At 42.4% G+C, this 15455-nt stretch carries 15 protein-coding genes; 9 read left to right on the forward strand and 6 right to left on the reverse strand.

Annotation, left to right across the window (positions count from 1 at the left end; translation table 11 throughout):
- Nucleotides 1-8 precede the first annotated feature (8 nt).
- Nucleotides 9-980, forward strand: a complete 972-nt coding sequence (locus B3R79_RS00515) for a DUF6287 domain-containing protein (protein ID WP_204984239.1) — start codon at nt 9-11, stop codon at nt 978-980.
- A gap of 57 nt (nt 981-1037) precedes the next feature.
- Here the strand turns inward: B3R79_RS00515 and yaaA are convergent, their stop codons facing one another.
- Nucleotides 1038-1769, reverse strand: a complete 732-nt coding sequence (gene yaaA / locus B3R79_RS00520) for a peroxide stress protein YaaA (RefSeq protein ID WP_293693139.1) — start codon at nt 1767-1769, stop codon at nt 1038-1040.
- A gap of 98 nt (nt 1770-1867) precedes the next feature.
- Here yaaA and B3R79_RS00525 point away from each other — a divergent pair, with 98 nt between their 5' ends.
- A complete protein-coding gene (locus B3R79_RS00525) occupies nt 1868-2380 on the forward strand; it encodes a YiiX/YebB-like N1pC/P60 family cysteine hydrolase (RefSeq protein WP_154454548.1) in 513 nt (170 codons plus the stop codon).
- Nucleotides 2377-3033, forward strand: a complete 657-nt coding sequence (locus B3R79_RS00530; protein ID WP_293693140.1) for a DUF1803 domain-containing protein — start codon at nt 2377-2379, stop codon at nt 3031-3033. The genes B3R79_RS00525 and B3R79_RS00530 overlap by 4 nt, the downstream gene beginning before the upstream one ends.
- Before the next feature lie 33 nt (nt 3034-3066).
- On the opposite strand, the gene B3R79_RS00535 is transcribed toward B3R79_RS00530, so the two are convergent.
- The 5 genes from B3R79_RS00535 to B3R79_RS00555 form a co-directional block, all read right to left on the reverse strand.
- Nucleotides 3067-4068, reverse strand: coding sequence for a FecCD family ABC transporter permease (locus B3R79_RS00535; RefSeq protein ID WP_293693141.1), 1002 nt, complete (start codon nt 4066-4068; stop codon nt 3067-3069).
- Nucleotides 4065-5087 (reverse strand): FecCD family ABC transporter permease, encoded by a 1023-nt coding sequence (locus tag B3R79_RS00540; RefSeq protein ID WP_293693142.1) that lies wholly within the window; start codon nt 5085-5087, stop codon nt 4065-4067. The genes B3R79_RS00535 and B3R79_RS00540 overlap by 4 nt, the downstream gene beginning before the upstream one ends.
- Before the next feature lie 37 nt (nt 5088-5124).
- Nucleotides 5125-6063, reverse strand: a complete 939-nt coding sequence (locus B3R79_RS00545; RefSeq protein WP_154454552.1) for an ABC transporter substrate-binding protein — start codon at nt 6061-6063, stop codon at nt 5125-5127.
- Nucleotides 6064-6084: 21 nt separating this feature from the next.
- A complete protein-coding gene (locus B3R79_RS00550; RefSeq protein ID WP_154454553.1) occupies nt 6085-6867 on the reverse strand; it encodes an ABC transporter ATP-binding protein in 783 nt (260 codons plus the stop codon).
- A gap of 114 nt (nt 6868-6981) precedes the next feature.
- Entirely contained in the window at nt 6982-8439 is a 1458-nt protein-coding gene (locus B3R79_RS00555; protein ID WP_293693143.1) for a UDP-N-acetylmuramoyl-L-alanyl-D-glutamate--L-lysine ligase, read from the reverse strand.
- 103 nt (nt 8440-8542) lie between these two features.
- Here B3R79_RS00555 and B3R79_RS00560 point away from each other — a divergent pair, with 103 nt between their 5' ends.
- The 6 genes from B3R79_RS00560 to B3R79_RS00585 all read left to right on the forward strand — a co-directional run.
- A complete protein-coding gene (locus B3R79_RS00560; protein ID WP_154454555.1) occupies nt 8543-10177 on the forward strand; it encodes a putative polysaccharide biosynthesis protein in 1635 nt (544 codons plus the stop codon).
- 175 nt (nt 10178-10352) lie between these two features.
- Nucleotides 10353-11447: a cystathionine gamma-synthase gene (locus B3R79_RS00565; protein WP_293693144.1), complete on the forward strand. Its 1095-nt coding sequence runs from the start codon at nt 10353-10355 to the stop codon at nt 11445-11447.
- Nucleotide 11448: 1 nt separating this feature from the next.
- Nucleotides 11449-12618, forward strand: coding sequence for a MalY/PatB family protein (locus tag B3R79_RS00570; protein WP_293693145.1), 1170 nt, complete (start codon nt 11449-11451; stop codon nt 12616-12618).
- A 181-nt stretch (nt 12619-12799) separates the two neighbouring features.
- Nucleotides 12800-14200 (forward strand): NAD-dependent succinate-semialdehyde dehydrogenase, encoded by a 1401-nt coding sequence (locus tag B3R79_RS00575; RefSeq protein WP_293693146.1) that lies wholly within the window; start codon nt 12800-12802, stop codon nt 14198-14200.
- Nucleotides 14201-14422: 222 nt separating this feature from the next.
- Nucleotides 14423-15070: an NAD-dependent dehydratase gene (locus B3R79_RS00580; RefSeq protein WP_293693147.1), complete on the forward strand. Its 648-nt coding sequence runs from the start codon at nt 14423-14425 to the stop codon at nt 15068-15070.
- Between the two features lie 133 nt (nt 15071-15203).
- A partial coding sequence (locus B3R79_RS00585; protein ID WP_293693148.1) for an SDR family NAD(P)-dependent oxidoreductase occupies nt 15204-15455 on the forward strand: 252 nt, incomplete at its 3' end.

The raw sequence follows: 15455 nt of genomic DNA on the forward strand, positions 1-15455 counted from the left end.
ATTTTAGAATGAAAAAGATAGCTTTACTAGGAATGATGGGATTATCGATATTGTTTGGTTGCTCTAAAAAAGATAGTAATCAAGCGGCGACAGGCAGTTGGTATACTAGTTCAAATGAAAGTAGTAGCTCGACTTCTAGTTCATCACAGACAGAAAGTAATGAGGAAGTAACAGGTAATAATAGTATTTATGATATCGTTTTAGAAAAACTTAGAAATGATACAAGTGATACTCCAGCGACGCATTACGCTTATTATGATATTGATGGGAATGGTCAGGATGAACTATTTTCTGGACGGTACTGGGAGTCTACGGGAACAGTTGAATTTGCGGCTCTTTATTATGATAATAACGGAGTAGCTGACTATTTGGCACAAAGTTATGTTGCATCAAGTGGTGGTTATCGAGAAGCTGCAAATATTTACACAGATGGAACGATTATTACTGCTAAGTGGACGTCAACAGGAACAAAAATGGAAGATACCCAGTATCAATTGAGAGCAGATAATAGTGGTATTGATACTATAAAAAGTGCTACTGTACCGATTGGGAGAGATGTAGAGTTGTCGGATTATTTTGACATCAAGGGGAAAAAAGAGTTTGATTTTAGTATTTTGGATTGGCAACCTTTGGCATCAGAACAGACTTCTTCAGGTGATTTAAATATTGACCAGATACTTAATGGAGATTATACATCATTAGCTGGAACATGGAAAAATGGTAGAGGGCAAACTTTTGAATTTAGTGATGAAGGAATGCTTGAAGGAATGAATATTAGTTCGCCACGAGAAAGTTCTTATGGAACAGTTATCTTAGCATGTGGTTCAGCTAACGGTGCACCCGGTGGATTTGCTATTGAAGTTTACTCTACTGGTGTCAAAAATCCCAAAGGAGATCATTCGGATTCTTCCCAATCAAGGTTGATTGCTGGGCAACAATTTATTGACTTTCCTGCAGAAGCATATTATTATAGAGAATAACAAAACAAAAGCAAACGAATCGTTGGTTTGATTGGTTTGCTTTTTATTTTTGGGATGTTATTCTTGATCACGGATAAAGGTGAGGGTTTGGTCTTTGGATAATTCTGGTGAGAATTGGAAGCCGTCAAAGGTTAGGTGTTTGATTTGCTCAATGGTTTCAATTTGTTTTTCAGCCATGAGTGAGACCAAACGACCACGTCCTTTTTTAGAAATGGTTGAATGAACTTTTGGCTTTCCGTTTCTATTTTCCATAAAGACAATTTTAACTATGCGTTTGCGGATATTTGGAGAGAAAACTTGCTCAAATTCTGATGACAGTAATGAAATGATGAGTTCGTCATCTTGGACTTCTTCGTCATATTGTTGTCTCCAAAATTGTTTTAATGATGTGTTGTCAATCTTGAGATTTCCTTGAAAATCAAGGCGATGTGGTGCGATTAACGTCATGGGACTGATTAAACCGTATAAGGCAGTAGCGATACGAAGGTGGTTATCAAGATAATGTCGCTCCGCTTCAGTTACCTGAGTTCGTTTCATATACCGATACATGAGACCGTCATATAATAGCCATGCGTGGTAGGTTTTGACTTCCCCGTCAGCAAGACGTTTCCAGCGCAGCCATTCTTGGTCAGCCTTGTTGGAATTAATTTTGTAAAAGTTGGCCAAGTCATCAACAGCGTATTCGCGTATGGTTTTGAGAACTGTTTGACTCATAGGAGTTAGGTTTTGACTTGGAAAAGCATCTTGGTTGGTATGTAATTCTTTGGCGTTAGGAATTAATATTTTCATACTGGCATTATAGCATATCACTAGAGCGTGCTACAATGTTTCGGTTTAAGTGAGAAAGTTTTACAGCCGTCAGGCTGGTTTTTTGTTATAATAAGGCTATGACTATTCAGGAATTGCAGGCGGGGGATTTGCTTTTTGTGAAGGATGCGTCCGACCTGTCACAAGCTATTCAAGAGGCAACAGGAAAGTATAGCCATGTTGCCATTTATTTTGACCACATGATTTACCATGCCACGAGAGATAAGGGCGTGATTAAGGAAGATTTGGCGGCTTTTTTAGCCAGTCATTCGCAGGCAATTGCCGTCTATCGCTATCCGCAAATAAACGTGGAAAAGGTCTTTAGGGCTGCGGAAAATTTACTCGGAAAGCCTTACAATGACAGCTTTTACCCCGACAATGATGCTTATTATTGCTCACAATATATTGCTAGTATTCTGCCTATTTTTCCCCCTATCCCCATGCAGTTTGGTGATGGTAATCAAGAGATTTCCCCTTTTTGGCAGGCTTATTATGATAAACTTGGGCTTGCTGTGCCATTCAATCAACCTGGGACCAATCCCAGCCAATTAGCACAGTCTAAGCTATTACACTATGTAGGAGAATTGATATGATTCGTATATTTAATCCAGATAAATGGACTCGACAAGCTTTTTTTAAAGACTTGGTAGCTTTTTTGTACCAGCACGATGATGTGACCTTGCGTCAGATAAAGGCGGCATTTCCCGAGGTGACCAAAATTGACCGTTTGTTGGAGGAGTACATTCAGGCAGGGTACATTATCCGTGAAAATAAACGCTACACGATTGGTTTGGACTTGTTAGAGGATGTGGCTTGTGTGAGCTTAGATAGTCAGGTTTTTGTGGATGACCAAAGCGAGGTTTTTGCTGAGCTTATGGCGCTGCGTTTTGAAACCGAACTAGCTAATACAACCAACGACTTGGTTGTGCGAGAAGAAACAGGTATTGCACGAGATGACTTGACCTTGGCCAATTACTTTTTCAAGCTGGATGAGAATTTGCCTCTTTCAGCTGCCCAAAAGCCGCTCTATGATTTGTTAGGGGATGTCAATCCTCAGTATGCCTTGAAATACATGACAACATTTCTCTTAAAATTTGCACGCAAGGACGAGGTGGCCCAAAAACGCCCTGATATTTTTGTCACAGCCTTGGAGTTATTGGGTTACATTCACAAAAATGACCAAGGCAAATATGTCTTAAAGATGCTTTTTGACACGGAAAATTTTCTATTGATTAGCAAAGCCTAAAGAAAATCCCTAGACCGAGATGGTTTAGGGATTTTATGCTGTTTTTGACATGAGGTAGAGGAAATAAGGCGCTCCGATGATGGCAACGACGATGCCTGTGGGAATGCCTGTTCCAACTAAGAAAATACGGCCAAGGGTATCGGCGATTAGGAGCAATAGCATTCCCATTATCATGCTGGCAGGTAGGCTAACGCGGTGGTCGCTGCCTAGAAAGCGGCGCGTGATGTGTCCAGCCAGTAAGCCAACAAAGGTGATATTGCCAACGAGTACCACGCTAATGGCAGCTAAGGCTGTGGCTAATACGAGAATATAGAAGCGTTCTCGTTTCAGATGTAATCCCAAAGCTAGTGCGCTTTCTTCGTTTAGGGTCATGATGTTTAAAGCGTAACTACGGCTGTAAGTTGCCAGCCAGATGAGAATGAGCAGCGGCGCCAAAATTATCAGCGTTTGCCAATTGCCGCCAGTCACCTTCCCGCTTAACCAAGAAACGATGTAGTCCGTTTCATTTGGGTCAAGTTGGTCCATGACAGCCACCATCAAACCAGACAGCAGACTGGAAATCCCCACCCCTGCAATAATAAGGCGTGTTGGATTGATGGGCTGATTTTTCCGATAAGATACGAGATAAACGATGCAAATGGTTAGCATCCCGCCTAGCATGGCAAAGCATGGCATAAGTGCAATAACCAGTGGATGACTCGTGTCTAACAATCCAATCATCAGAGCAATGACCAGCCCAGCGCCTGTATTGATGCCCAAAATACCTGAGTCTGCCAAGGGATTTCGCGTCAGCGTTTGCAATAATACCCCTGCCAAAGCCAGCGAGGCACCTCCCAGCAAACAAGCCAAAATACGTGGCAAACGGATGTCTAAAACGATGAGTGAAGTGGTTGGGTCGGCCTGCCCTAAAAAGACTTGAAGGACGTCGCCAAAGGACGAATGCGCATACCCAAGCGACAAAGATAGGAGGAAGGCTAGGACGAGCAAGACGCTTAACAAGATAAAATGACGAGCAGTAGGTCGTTTTGCAGTCATGCTTGTTCTCCTTTTCTAACCAACCATAAAAAGCAAGGCAAGCCGATGATGCTGATGATAGCGCTGAGTGGCGTTTCAGTAGGTGGATTCATAACGCGACTCACCAAATCCACCCACAGCATAAATGTGCTACCTGCAAAAGCTGTTAAGGGCAGAATGAGGCGGTAATCTTTTGCCACAAACAGTTTTATAAAATGTGGAATGATAAGGCCTACGAAAGCAAGACTTCCCACCAAGGCAACTGCAGCAGCAGACAAAATCACCACAATACCAAGAAAAGTCACGGTCATGGAGAAAGTTTCTTGCCCTAAAGATTTAGCAACGGTTTCGTCAAGGCTTAAAATGGTCAATTGATGGGCGAATATTTGGGCTAGAATCAAGCCAAGGACAATGACAGGAGCGATAATGCCCAGCATTTTCCAATTGACCTGAGCCAAGCCACCAGCCTGCCAGCCAATAACAGCCTTTGACAAATCAAAATACAAGGTCAAAGCTTGTCCGATAGCTGACAATAGCATAGCAACCATAGCCCCTGCCAAAATCAATCGCAGTTGCTGGTAACCCATTCTAGGACGATAAGCCAAGCCAAAAACCAAGAGTGCCGCTACAATAGCTCCTAATAGGCAAAGGACCAACATCACGCTATAATGCATACTCCCCAAAAATGCATAGCCCGCAATCAGTGCCAATCCAGCACCGGCATTGATACCCAAAAGCCCAGGGTCAGTAATGGGATTGCGTGTGATGCCCTGCATGATTGCCCCAGCTTGCGCCATGGCAGCACCAACCAAAATAGCAGCCAGCGTTCTTGGTAAGCGTAAATCAATAATGACATCTTGCACTGGCGAATCCGTCAAAGGGTGCTTGAGCACTTGAACGAGCTGGCTATTGGAATAGGTGATGGCACCAAAGCGAAGCTCTCCATACCAGCCCAGCCCAAAAAGTAGGCAGAGACAGATAAGGAAAAGCCAAGTAGCAGCGGTTTTATTTTTTTGAAAAAGAAGGGAGATTGGTTTCATGAGATTTCCTTTTCAGAAAGCATTGGATTGATAGGGATTAAGCGTTGAGTTCTTTGATGGCTGTCACGAAAACGTCGAGTTGTTTATCTAATGACAAGGGGTCTGAGAAATAAAAGAGATTTTCATCGACTTCTAAGACGTGCTTGTTTTTGACGGCAGAGAGGTTGTTCCAAACGTCGCTTTCTTTCAGGGAAGCTGCCACGTTTTGGCTGTCCTTGCTGGTGTTAACCACCAAATAATCCCCAACATAATCGCCTAGCACTTCTTGAGAAATATTTAGCCAGCCTGCAGGAAAGACGTCTTCTTGCACTTTTTGAGGAGCAGCATAGCCAAGAGCGTCATAAATCAGTTCTCCACCACGTCCCCAGTTCTTACCGTAAAGGTAAATGTCCTTATCATAAAAATCCATGATGGTAAAGGTGCTTGATGGGTCGATGTATTGGCTCAATTCTTCCTTGGTAGCCTTGGTTTTTTCTTCCCACTGGTTTAGCCATTCTTTGGCTTTGTCTTCTTTGTCAAAGACCTTTCCAAGAGCGGTCATCATTTCCAAGTAATTGTTTTTGCCGTAATCAATGACCAAAACAGGAGCAATGGCTTTTAATTGAGCGAGGTTGCTATCAGTTGAAAAGGCAATGATTAAATCAGGCTTTTGCGCAGCGATAGCTTCGGTATCATCTGAAGTCAGATGCACAGCCTTATCCAATTGTTTTTCAAAAGCAGGGTTGTTTTTTTCCAAATCTAAGGAATAACTAGACACATTGACCCCAAGTTCCAAGAGGTAGCCTGTGTAAGAATAGGCAAAATTGACGACTTTTTTAGGATTTTTGGGAATGTCCCCTTCGTAAGAGAAGCCAGTGATTTTAGGCATGCTAGACAAGTCTGCCTGCTTGGTATCAGATGATGAGTTATTTTTGTGGCAAGCCACGAGTGTAAAGGTTGCTAGAAATGTTGCTAAAGCGACGAAAAACTTTTTCATATTATTCTCCAAATGATTAATCTATGTCAGCTGATAAGTCAGCAATATTGGGCGGTTGTGGATAGGGTCTTGAACGATCTGGGCATCGATGTTGAAAATATCACGCAAAATAGCTGGCGTCATAATATCGGTGATGCTGCCGTGATAAGCGATTTTTCCAGATTTCATAGCGATTAAGGTATCCGAAAAACGTGCGGATAAATTCAAATCGTGCAAGACCATGATAATGGTTTTCTTGGTTTCAGTGTTGAGCTTTTTGAGCAATTCCAAGACTTCCAATTGGTGATTCATGTCGAGATAAGTGGTTGGCTCGTCCAGAAAAATCGTGTCGGTGTCTTGTGCCAAAGCCATGGCAATCCAAACACATTGCCGTTGCCCACCAGAGAGGGAATCAACGCTTTCATTAGCAAGGTCAGCCACCTTGGTCATCTCCATCGCCCAATTGATTTTGTCCTTGTCCTCTTTGGTCAATCGTCCCCAAGAATTTTGGTGAGGAAAACGCCCATAAGAAACCAATTCATAAACTGAAATACCGTCCGTTGCCTCAAGCATTTGTGGAAGCAGGGCTAGTTTTTTCGCCACTTCCTTAGTTGGCAAGTGTACGATAGACTCTCCGTCAATTAAAACATGCCCAGATTTCACAGGGTGAATGCGAGTCAAGGCTTTTAATAAAGTGGATTTGCCGCAACCATTTGCCCCAATAATCGTGGTGATTTCTTGCTTGGCAATGGTGACAGATAGCTTGTCCAAAATAAGCTTGTCCTCATAGGCAACTGAGATATTTTCAGCAGCAATTTGTGACATACAAGTCCTCCTTTCTAGAAAATGTCTTTTTTATTGTAACAAGAAAAAAAGCCTGAGAAAAGGCTTTTTCTATGATTGCTACTTGGTTAGAATCATTCAAAAGTTTACTTAAAATCATTCTAATTCAAGGTATTTTTTGGCGATTTGCAAATCTCCAGCGTAAGGCGTGTGTTCTCCGTTGACGATTTGGTAAGCGTCAGCCCCTTTTCCTGCAATGATAACAGCATCATCTTGTGTTTTTGTTAATGTCATAGCGTGCGCGATAGCTTTTTCACGGTCCACTTGAATGGTAAGCGGACGGTTGACTTGGCTGGCAATTTCTTCGGCAATAGCTTGCGGGTCTTCGTAGTTAGGGTCATCTGCCGTCAAAATCACGTGTAGATTAGGGTGGGCATTGATGATGCGGGCAAAATCAGCTCGGCGACTTTCCCCTTTATTACCAGTCGCTCCCAAAATCAAATACAAGTTTCCTTTTTGGTGTTCTTCCACGACAGACAACAATTTGGCAAGGCTATCTCCGTTATGGGCATAGTCCACAAAGACCTTAGCACCATTGGCTTGGGTGATGACTTCCATACGACCTGGGACGCTGGTTTCAGCAATTCCTTTTTGAATATCATCAAGGCTAGCTCCTAGACGGTGGCAGGCAAGTCCAGCTGCCAAGGCATTTTCTTGGTTAAATGAACCAATGAGCTGAATATCGTAGTGCCCAGCCAAGGTTCCTGCCACGTCAAATGCAAAAGCTTTGCTATTGTGGATAGTATTGTCAGTCGTTTTGCCGTAAAAATCATGCGGTTTGTCAGCCACTTGTTGGGCCACCACTTTGAAATGGTCCATGTCAGCATTGACCACAACCGCTTTGCTATTAGCCATCAACAGACGCTTGTGGTAGAAATAATCCTCAAAGGTCGGATGCTCAATAGGTCCAATATGGTCTGGGCTGATGTTGAGAAAAGCGCCCACATCAAAGCTCAAACCATAAACACGGTCAACAAGATAAGCCTGACTAGACACTTCCATGATGAGATGGGTCATGCCGTTGTCTACCGCTGTCGCCATCATTTTGAAGAGGTCAAGGCTCTCAGGAGTTGTCAGATGCGATTTGAAAAAAGTCTTTCCATCAAGCGTGGTGTTCATGGTTGAGAGCATGGCTGGCTTGTGGCTTTGTTTTAGAATATGGTAGGCAAAATAAGCCGCCGTAGTCTTGCCCTTCGTTCCTGTAAATGCCAGCAAATGCAATTGTTTTTCAGGGTGTCCGTAAAAGACCATAGCAATCAAACTCATGGCTTTTTTGATGTCCGTCACGATGATGGCTGGAATCGCAAGACCATAATCCACTTGGCTCACATAAAAGCCTAGCCCTTTTTGAATAGCTTGCTCAAGGTATTCTTTTTTAAACGTCGCTCCCTTGGCAAAGAAAAGGGTGTCTTGGTCTACATCGCGACTATCAAAGCTGATGTGCTTAAACTGCGGATTTTCAGGCCAATCAAGGCTGTAATGATTGCCAAAGATAATCTCACGAAAATTGTGGTCTTTGGTTAAAATCTGGATGGTTTCTTCAAGTGTAATCATACGTTCTATTTTAGACTTAAAGTCTTTAATTTACAAGTCATAAGCAAAAGTTTATAATAAAACGTAACGCTTATTTTTAAAATTTACATCTAGAGAGAATACTATGTCTGAAAATAATACAACAACGACACAGCAACAACAGATGGTCCGTGGGACGGCTTGGTTGACGGCTTCCAATTTTCTCAGCCGCCTGCTCGGTGCTTTCTACATTATTCCTTGGTACGCTTGGATGGGAACGCACGCCGAACAAGCCAATGCCCTTTTTGGAATGGGGTATAACATTTATGCCGTTTTTCTTCTCATATCAACGGCAGGAATTCCTGTTGCCATTGCCAAACAGGTTTCCAAGTACAATGCCCTTGGTCAAGAAGAAACCAGCTACCACTTGCTGCGGAAAATACTGAAATTAACCAGTATTTTAGGGCTGATTTTTGCAGCCATCATGTATCTAGGCTCGCCGCTTCTGGCTGCTTGGAGTGGTGGTGGGGAAGACTTAGTTCGTGTCATGAAAAGCTTGTCTTGGGCCCTGCTGATTTTCCCTTCAATGAGTGTTTTACGTGGCTTTTTCCAAGGTTTCAATAATTTAAAACCCTACGCCATGAGCCAAATTGCTGAGCAAATTATCCGCGTGATTTGGATGCTGCTCACTGCCTATATCATCATGAATATCGGCTCTGGAGATTATGTGAATGCCGTCGTGCAATCCACTTTTGCAGCCTTCATTGGAATGATTGCCAGCGTCTTGGTTTTGGTAGTTTTCTTGTGGCGAGAAGGCAAATGGCAAGCTATTTTTGCTGGCAATACCAACGACGTGACGGTTGACACGCAAGCCCTTATCCTTGAAACAATAAAAGAAGCCATTCCTTTTATCATCACAGGAGCAGCTATTCAGCTCTTTCAAATTGTGGACCAAATGTCCTTCATCAATACGATGACATCTTTTACATCGTATAGCAACAAAGACCTGCAAATCTTGTACGCTTTTCTATCAAGTAACCCTAACAAGATTACGATGATTTTGGTGTCTATTGCAACGGCTATCGCAGGTGCGGGTATTCCCCTATTAACCGAAAACTTTGTCAACAAAGACAAAAAAGCCGCTGCTCAATTAGTTGTCAACAACTTGCAAATGCTTTGGATGGTGCTCTTCCCAGCCTTGGTTGGAGCCATTATCTTGGCAGAACCTATCTATACGCTCTTTTACGGAGCTCCAAGCAATACAGCTCTCTGGCTTTTTGTGGGGGCCTTGATTCAGGTTATTTTCCTAGCTCTTTACAGTTTGTTAGCACCAATGCTTCAAGCCCTCTTTGAACCTCGCAAAGCTATCCTTTACTTTGTCTATGGTTTGGTGGTGAAGATTGTGCTGCAAATTCCATTTATCTATGTGTTCCAAGCTTACGGTCCTTTGATTTCAACGGCGATTGGCTTAGCTGTGCCCATTGTCTTGATGTACCGTCGTATTCATGAAGTGACTGGCTTTAATCGCCAAGGGTTAAGACGTTCGATTCTCTTGATGACGCTATTAGCACTTATCATGGGTGTGGTTGTGGCTATAGCAGCTTATGGGCTTCATTTTGCCATTAGTCCGACAACACGTCTTGGTAGTGTGGTTTACATTGCCTTGGTTGGTGCGATTGGCGTCCTTGTCTATGGTTTTTTGACCCTAGCCACTCATTTGCTGGATAAACTCATCGGAACACGCGCCAAAACCTTGCGTCAAAAATTACACTTACCTTAAGATATTAAAAAAGCACCCTTGCGGTGCTTTTTTGTGTTATAGTTTTGACTTATAGCTCATTATCAAGAATTAGAATAACCAAAAAGCCTGTCTAATGCCTAATAAGTGGTAGAATAGTGATAACATTTAAAAAGAGATTGATTGCTTTGGAGCAATCAAAAGAAAGGGGACTAGAATGACTAACGAATACAAATTAGCCACTATCTTGGCACATACGGGAATCAAATCAGACGAAGCAACAGGAGCCTTGGCGGCACCCCTTCACTTTTCCACAACTTATCAACACCCTGAATTTGGCAAATCAACAGGTTTTGATTACACACGCACCAAAAATCCAACGCGCGCGACCTTAGAAAAAACCTTAGCAGCGATTGAACAAGCTGATTATGCCCTAGCCACATCCTCTGGTATGAGTGCTATTGTGCTGGCTTTTGAAATCTTTCCTGTCGGTGCTAAAGTAGTTGCGGCGCGTGACTTGTACGGTGGGTCTTTCCGCTGGTTCAACGACAAAGAAAGCGAAGGACGTTTTACCGTTGAGTATGCCAATACAGAAAGCGACTTGTTGGCAGCCATTTCTGATGATACTGACATTGTTTACATCGAAACCCCAACCAATCCCTTAATGGTCGAATTTGATATTGCGACGGTTGCCAAAGCCGCTCACGCCAAAGGAGCCAAACTCATTGTGGATAACACTTTTTATAGCCCTATTTACCAAAATCCTATTCCTCTTGGAGCAGATATTGTGGTGCATTCGGCAACCAAGTACTTGGCAGGGCACAATGACGTTTTAGCAGGGATTGTAGTGACCAATGACCAAGCCATTTATGACAAACTCTTCTATAATTTAAACACCACAGGCTCAACCCTATCGCCTTTTGATTCATACTTATTGATGCGTGGCTTAAAAACCCTCAAATTGCGCATGGAAAAAGCCACTGAAAATGCACGTGAATTGGTTACTTTTTTGAAAACCTTGCCAACAGTTAAGGAAGTTCTTTATACAGGAAAAGGTGGCATGATTTCCTTTAAAGTGGCTGATGAAAGCAAAATTCCAACGATTATCAACCGCTTGGAAGTTATCACGTTTGCGGAAAGTCTTGGCGGTGTGGAAAGCCTTATCACCTACCCAAGAACGCAAACCCACGCTGATATTCCAGAGGACGTCCGCCTGTCTTACGGCTTGACCAATGATTTATTGCGTTTGTCTATTGGTATCGAGGACGTAGACGATTTGAAGCAAGATTTGAAAGCAGCATTGGGGGCTTAATATGGGACAATACGATTTTACAACCAGACCCAATCGCCTAAATCAATTTACTTATAAATGGCAAGCGTCGGAAAATGACCCTGATTTGCTACAACTTTGGGTGGCAGATATGGATTTTTTCCCTGTTCCAACTATCAAGGAAGCTATCATCAACTATGGTCAGGAGCATATTTTTGGATATAATTATGCCAAAGACTCGCTGTATCAAGCGGTGATTTATTGGGAGAAAAAGGAGCATGGCTACGCTATCAGTAAGGAAGACATTGCCTTTATTGACGGCGTTGTTCCTGCTATTTCCGTTGCTATTCAGGCCTTTACCCAAAAAGGCGACGCTGTTCTCATCAATTCGCCTGTTTATTACCCTTTTGCCAGAACCGTTCGTTTAAACGACCGCAAATTGGTGGAAAATTCCCTTCTCATTCGAAATGGGCATTTTGAGATTGATTTTGAGCAGTTGGAAAAAGACATTGAGGATAATGAGGTCAAGCTCTACATCTTTTGCAGTCCTCACAATCCAGGTGGGCGCGTGTGGTCCAAAGAGGAACTCCAAAAAATCGGTGACCTTTGTGCCAAACACGGTGTTATCTTGATTTCCGATGAAATTCACCAAGATTTAGCCCTTTTTGGCAATACCCACCATTCTTTTAACACGGTGGACGAGCGTTTCAAGGATTTTGCCATCATTCTTTCATCAGCGACAAAGACCTTTAACATCGCGGGAACAAAGAACAGCTTTGCGATTATCCAAAATCCGCAATTACGCGATGCTTTCAAACGTGTCCAATTAGCCAATAATCAGCACGAAGTGCCAACCTTGGGCATGATAACAACCGAAACCGCCTTTACTTATGGCAAACCTTGGCTAGAAGAATTGAAATCAGTCATTGAGGAAAACATCACTTACGTTGTGGATTACTTGGGGGAAAATACTAATATCAAGGTCATGAAACCTGAAGGGACCTATCTGATTTGGCTTGATTTTTCAGCTTACGGCATTCAACAACCCCAGCTCAACGAAAAATTGCAAAAAGAAGCGCGTGTGGTCCTAAATGACGGAGAGCATTTTGGGGAAGAAGGCAAGACCTTTGCCCGCCTCAATGTCGCCGCTCCCCTTGAAACCATCAAAGAAGCCACCATGCGCATAGCAGATACCTTTGGAAAAATCAACTAGTGAAACCATCAAAAGACTTGGCAACAAGTCTTTTGATTTTTTTGATTTGAATTGTCATAAATTGCTAAAAAGGAGTCGCTTTTTGCTGTTCTGTTTTTAGGGGTGGCGGTGTAAACTAATACCATAATGTCGAGAGAGGCCAAATAAAAAAATAACTAAAAAACGAAAGAGGTATTTGATTATGCCATACCAAAGTAAAAACCCATATAACAACGAAGTTCTTGCAACATTTGATACATTAACAGATGCTCAATTAGAAGAAAAATTAGCCAAAGCTCACGAAGCTTTCCAATCTTGGAAAAACACAACGTTTGAAGAACGTGCAGCAATCCTTCACCGCGCTGCTGAATTAGTTATGGAACGCCGCGAAGAGTTGGCAAGCTACAATACACTTGAAACAGGAAAACTCTTCATGGAATCAGCTTGGGAAATGAACGTGGTTGCTGATATGTTTAACCACTACGCTGATCACGGTGCTGAATACTTGAAACCAGAAATCATCAAAAACCCTGACCAAAACGCAGGTGATGCAGTAGGTATCTACCAACCAACAGGAATTATTTACCAAATCGAACCATGGAACGCTCCTTACTTCCAAATCGTTCGTCCAATGTCAGCAACCCTTATGGCAGGTAACGTGATGGTCTTGAAACACGCTTCAAACGTACCACAATGTGCCCTTGCAATGGAAAAATTGATGCGTGACGCTGGTGCACCAGAAGGTGTCTTCACAAACTTGTTTGTCAGCTACGAACAATCTGACCGTGTCATTGCTGACCCTCGTGTGACAGGTGTGACTATTACAGGTTCAACAGAAGTTGGACGTGGTGTGGCTGCAACAGCTGGTCAAAACCTTAAGAAAATCGTCCTTGAATTAGGTGGTTCTGATACCATGGTTGTTCTAGACGATGCAGATATGGAAAAAGTGATGCAAGGTGCTATGGTTGGACGCCTAACCCTATCAGGTCAAGCTTGTGTAGGCGACAAACGTATATTCATTCACTCTAGCCTTTATGATACTTTCATGGAACAAATCAAAGAAGCTGTTTGCAACTTGGTATCTGGTGACCCAATGGACCAAGCAACAACTCTAGCTCCTGTTGTGAATAAAAAAGCCGCTGATAAAGTTCGTGCACAAATTGCCCTTGCCGTTGAACACGGTGCAACAGCAACAACTTATGGTCAACCTGTCCCAGAAGACACAGCCTTTGTTCAACCGACTATCTTAACAAATGTGACTCCAGATAACCCAATCTTCAACGAAGAAATCTTTGGTCCTGTCTTGATGATCTTCTCATTCGACACTGAAGAAGAAGTGGTTGCCCTTGCTAATGGTACACAATACGGTCTAGGTAGCTCAGTTTACACGGAATCACCAGAACGTGCTTACCGCCTTGCTGCACAAATGGAATCAGGTGCAGTCAGCGTTAACCAACCAACTCTTCCATCACCAGCTATTCCATTTGGTGGTATCAAAAACTCAGGTTACGGCCGTGAATTAGGTGCTGACGGTATCCGTGAATTTACTAACCAAAAATACATCAATAGCAATAGCATTGATATGAAAGTTTTCCATTTATAATTATAGATAAGACGACTCCTTAAGAGGCTAAGAGGCTACACTCTTTTTCTTTTTAGCAGTTCATTTTGATGAAAGCTGTCAGGGATTGTCGTAAAATGGCAAATGAAAGGCATCCTTTATCATTTTATTTCCAATACTTTAGACGTATAATAATAGTGTCAAAAGTTAAGAGTCAACATCTTAAGGATGTGTTGACAGGTACTTGTAAGAAAGGAAAAGAGTATGGCAACAGCAATTATTTTAGTTGCTACTGGTGAAGTAGGTGGCCATATTTTAAATGAAACACTGAAAAGTGCTTACTATGATAAGGTTTATGTCCTAGGACGTGAGTCTATTCGACGTTTACCAGACCATGACAAGATGAAGAGAATCTTGATTGATTTTAACCATCCGATTGTCGATGATGTGGTGTTACAAGACGCAGATGTCTTTTTCGTCATTGGAACAGATGACCGCAAGTTATTTGAAAAAGTTGATTTTGGCTATGATTTCCAATTCGCGAAAATTTGTCAAGGTAAAATCAGAAGCTTTAATTTAGTATCTGCTATGGGTGCCAATAGCCAAATATCTTATTACAAATATTTGCAAGTTAAAGGGCGCTTAGAAGATTCGCTACGCAGTATGTCACTTGGTGATGTGCGTTTTTACCATCTGTCAATGCTCATCGCCCCTGACCGCGAGAACCTGCCACTTGGCGATGCCATTTGGATTAAGATTTTCCAAGTCATCTCACCTGTCCTAGTCGGACCAATGTCTGGCTGGAAAGGTATCACCCCACAAAACGTTGCGCAAGCAATGGTGAAAAATGCAGAACGCCGCACCAAACAAACGGTTTACCTGCATGATGACATGATGAACAGCGTTCATTAAAAACATGACGAAAAATGTTATTGCGTTTGTCATTAACTGTCATAATAATGGCGTTATAAGTTATGGCAAAAGCCAAAATTAAGGACTATAATAAAGACATCAATTGAAAAAGAAGAAATAGAGATAAGAAAAAATGAAAAAGGTTATTTTGTTAACAGGAGCAAGTAGTGGTATTGGTTATCAAACAGCAGAAGATTTGGCTGGACAAGATCATATCGTTTACGGTGCAGCACGTCGTTTGGATGCTATGGAACCTTTGAAAGCTAAAGGTGTTAAACCAATCTACCTAGACGTGACAGATGGCGATTCAATCAAAAAAGCAGTCGATACCATCATCAAAAACGAAGGTCGCATCGATGTTTTGGTTAACAACGCTGGTTACGGT

The organism is Streptococcus sp. UBA3373, from assembly GCF_002360305.1.
GTDB lineage: Bacteria > Bacillota > Bacilli > Lactobacillales > Streptococcaceae > Streptococcus > Streptococcus alactolyticus.

Excerpts from the sequence above, each read along its gene's own strand:
- B3R79_RS00535 (WP_293693141.1), bottom strand. The coding sequence starts at position 4,068 with ATGACTGCAAAACGACCTACTGCTCGTCATTTTATCTTGTTAAGCGTC.
- B3R79_RS00545 (WP_154454552.1), bottom strand. The coding sequence starts at position 6,063 with ATGAAAAAGTTTTTCGTCGCTTTAGCAACATTTCTAGCAACCTTTACA.
- B3R79_RS00550 (WP_154454553.1), bottom strand. The coding sequence starts at position 6,867 with ATGTCACAAATTGCTGCTGAAAATATCTCAGTTGCCTATGAGGACAAG.
- yaaA (WP_293693139.1), bottom strand. The coding sequence starts at position 1,769 with ATGAAAATATTAATTCCTAACGCCAAAGAATTACATACCAACCAAGAT.
- B3R79_RS00530 (WP_293693140.1), top strand. The coding sequence starts at position 2,377 with ATGATTCGTATATTTAATCCAGATAAATGGACTCGACAAGCTTTTTTT.
- B3R79_RS00540 (WP_293693142.1), bottom strand. The coding sequence starts at position 5,087 with ATGAAACCAATCTCCCTTCTTTTTCAAAAAAATAAAACCGCTGCTACT.
- B3R79_RS00575 (WP_293693146.1), top strand. The coding sequence starts at position 12,800 with ATGCCATACCAAAGTAAAAACCCATATAACAACGAAGTTCTTGCAACA.
- B3R79_RS00570 (WP_293693145.1), top strand. The coding sequence starts at position 11,449 with ATGGGACAATACGATTTTACAACCAGACCCAATCGCCTAAATCAATTT.
- B3R79_RS00560 (WP_154454555.1), top strand. The coding sequence starts at position 8,543 with ATGTCTGAAAATAATACAACAACGACACAGCAACAACAGATGGTCCGT.
- B3R79_RS00565 (WP_293693144.1), top strand. The coding sequence starts at position 10,353 with ATGACTAACGAATACAAATTAGCCACTATCTTGGCACATACGGGAATC.
- B3R79_RS00555 (WP_293693143.1), bottom strand. The coding sequence starts at position 8,439 with ATGATTACACTTGAAGAAACCATCCAGATTTTAACCAAAGACCACAAT.
- B3R79_RS00580 (WP_293693147.1), top strand. The coding sequence starts at position 14,423 with ATGGCAACAGCAATTATTTTAGTTGCTACTGGTGAAGTAGGTGGCCAT.
- B3R79_RS00525 (WP_154454548.1), top strand. The coding sequence starts at position 1,868 with ATGACTATTCAGGAATTGCAGGCGGGGGATTTGCTTTTTGTGAAGGAT.
- B3R79_RS00515 (WP_204984239.1), top strand. The coding sequence starts at position 9 with ATGAAAAAGATAGCTTTACTAGGAATGATGGGATTATCGATATTGTTT.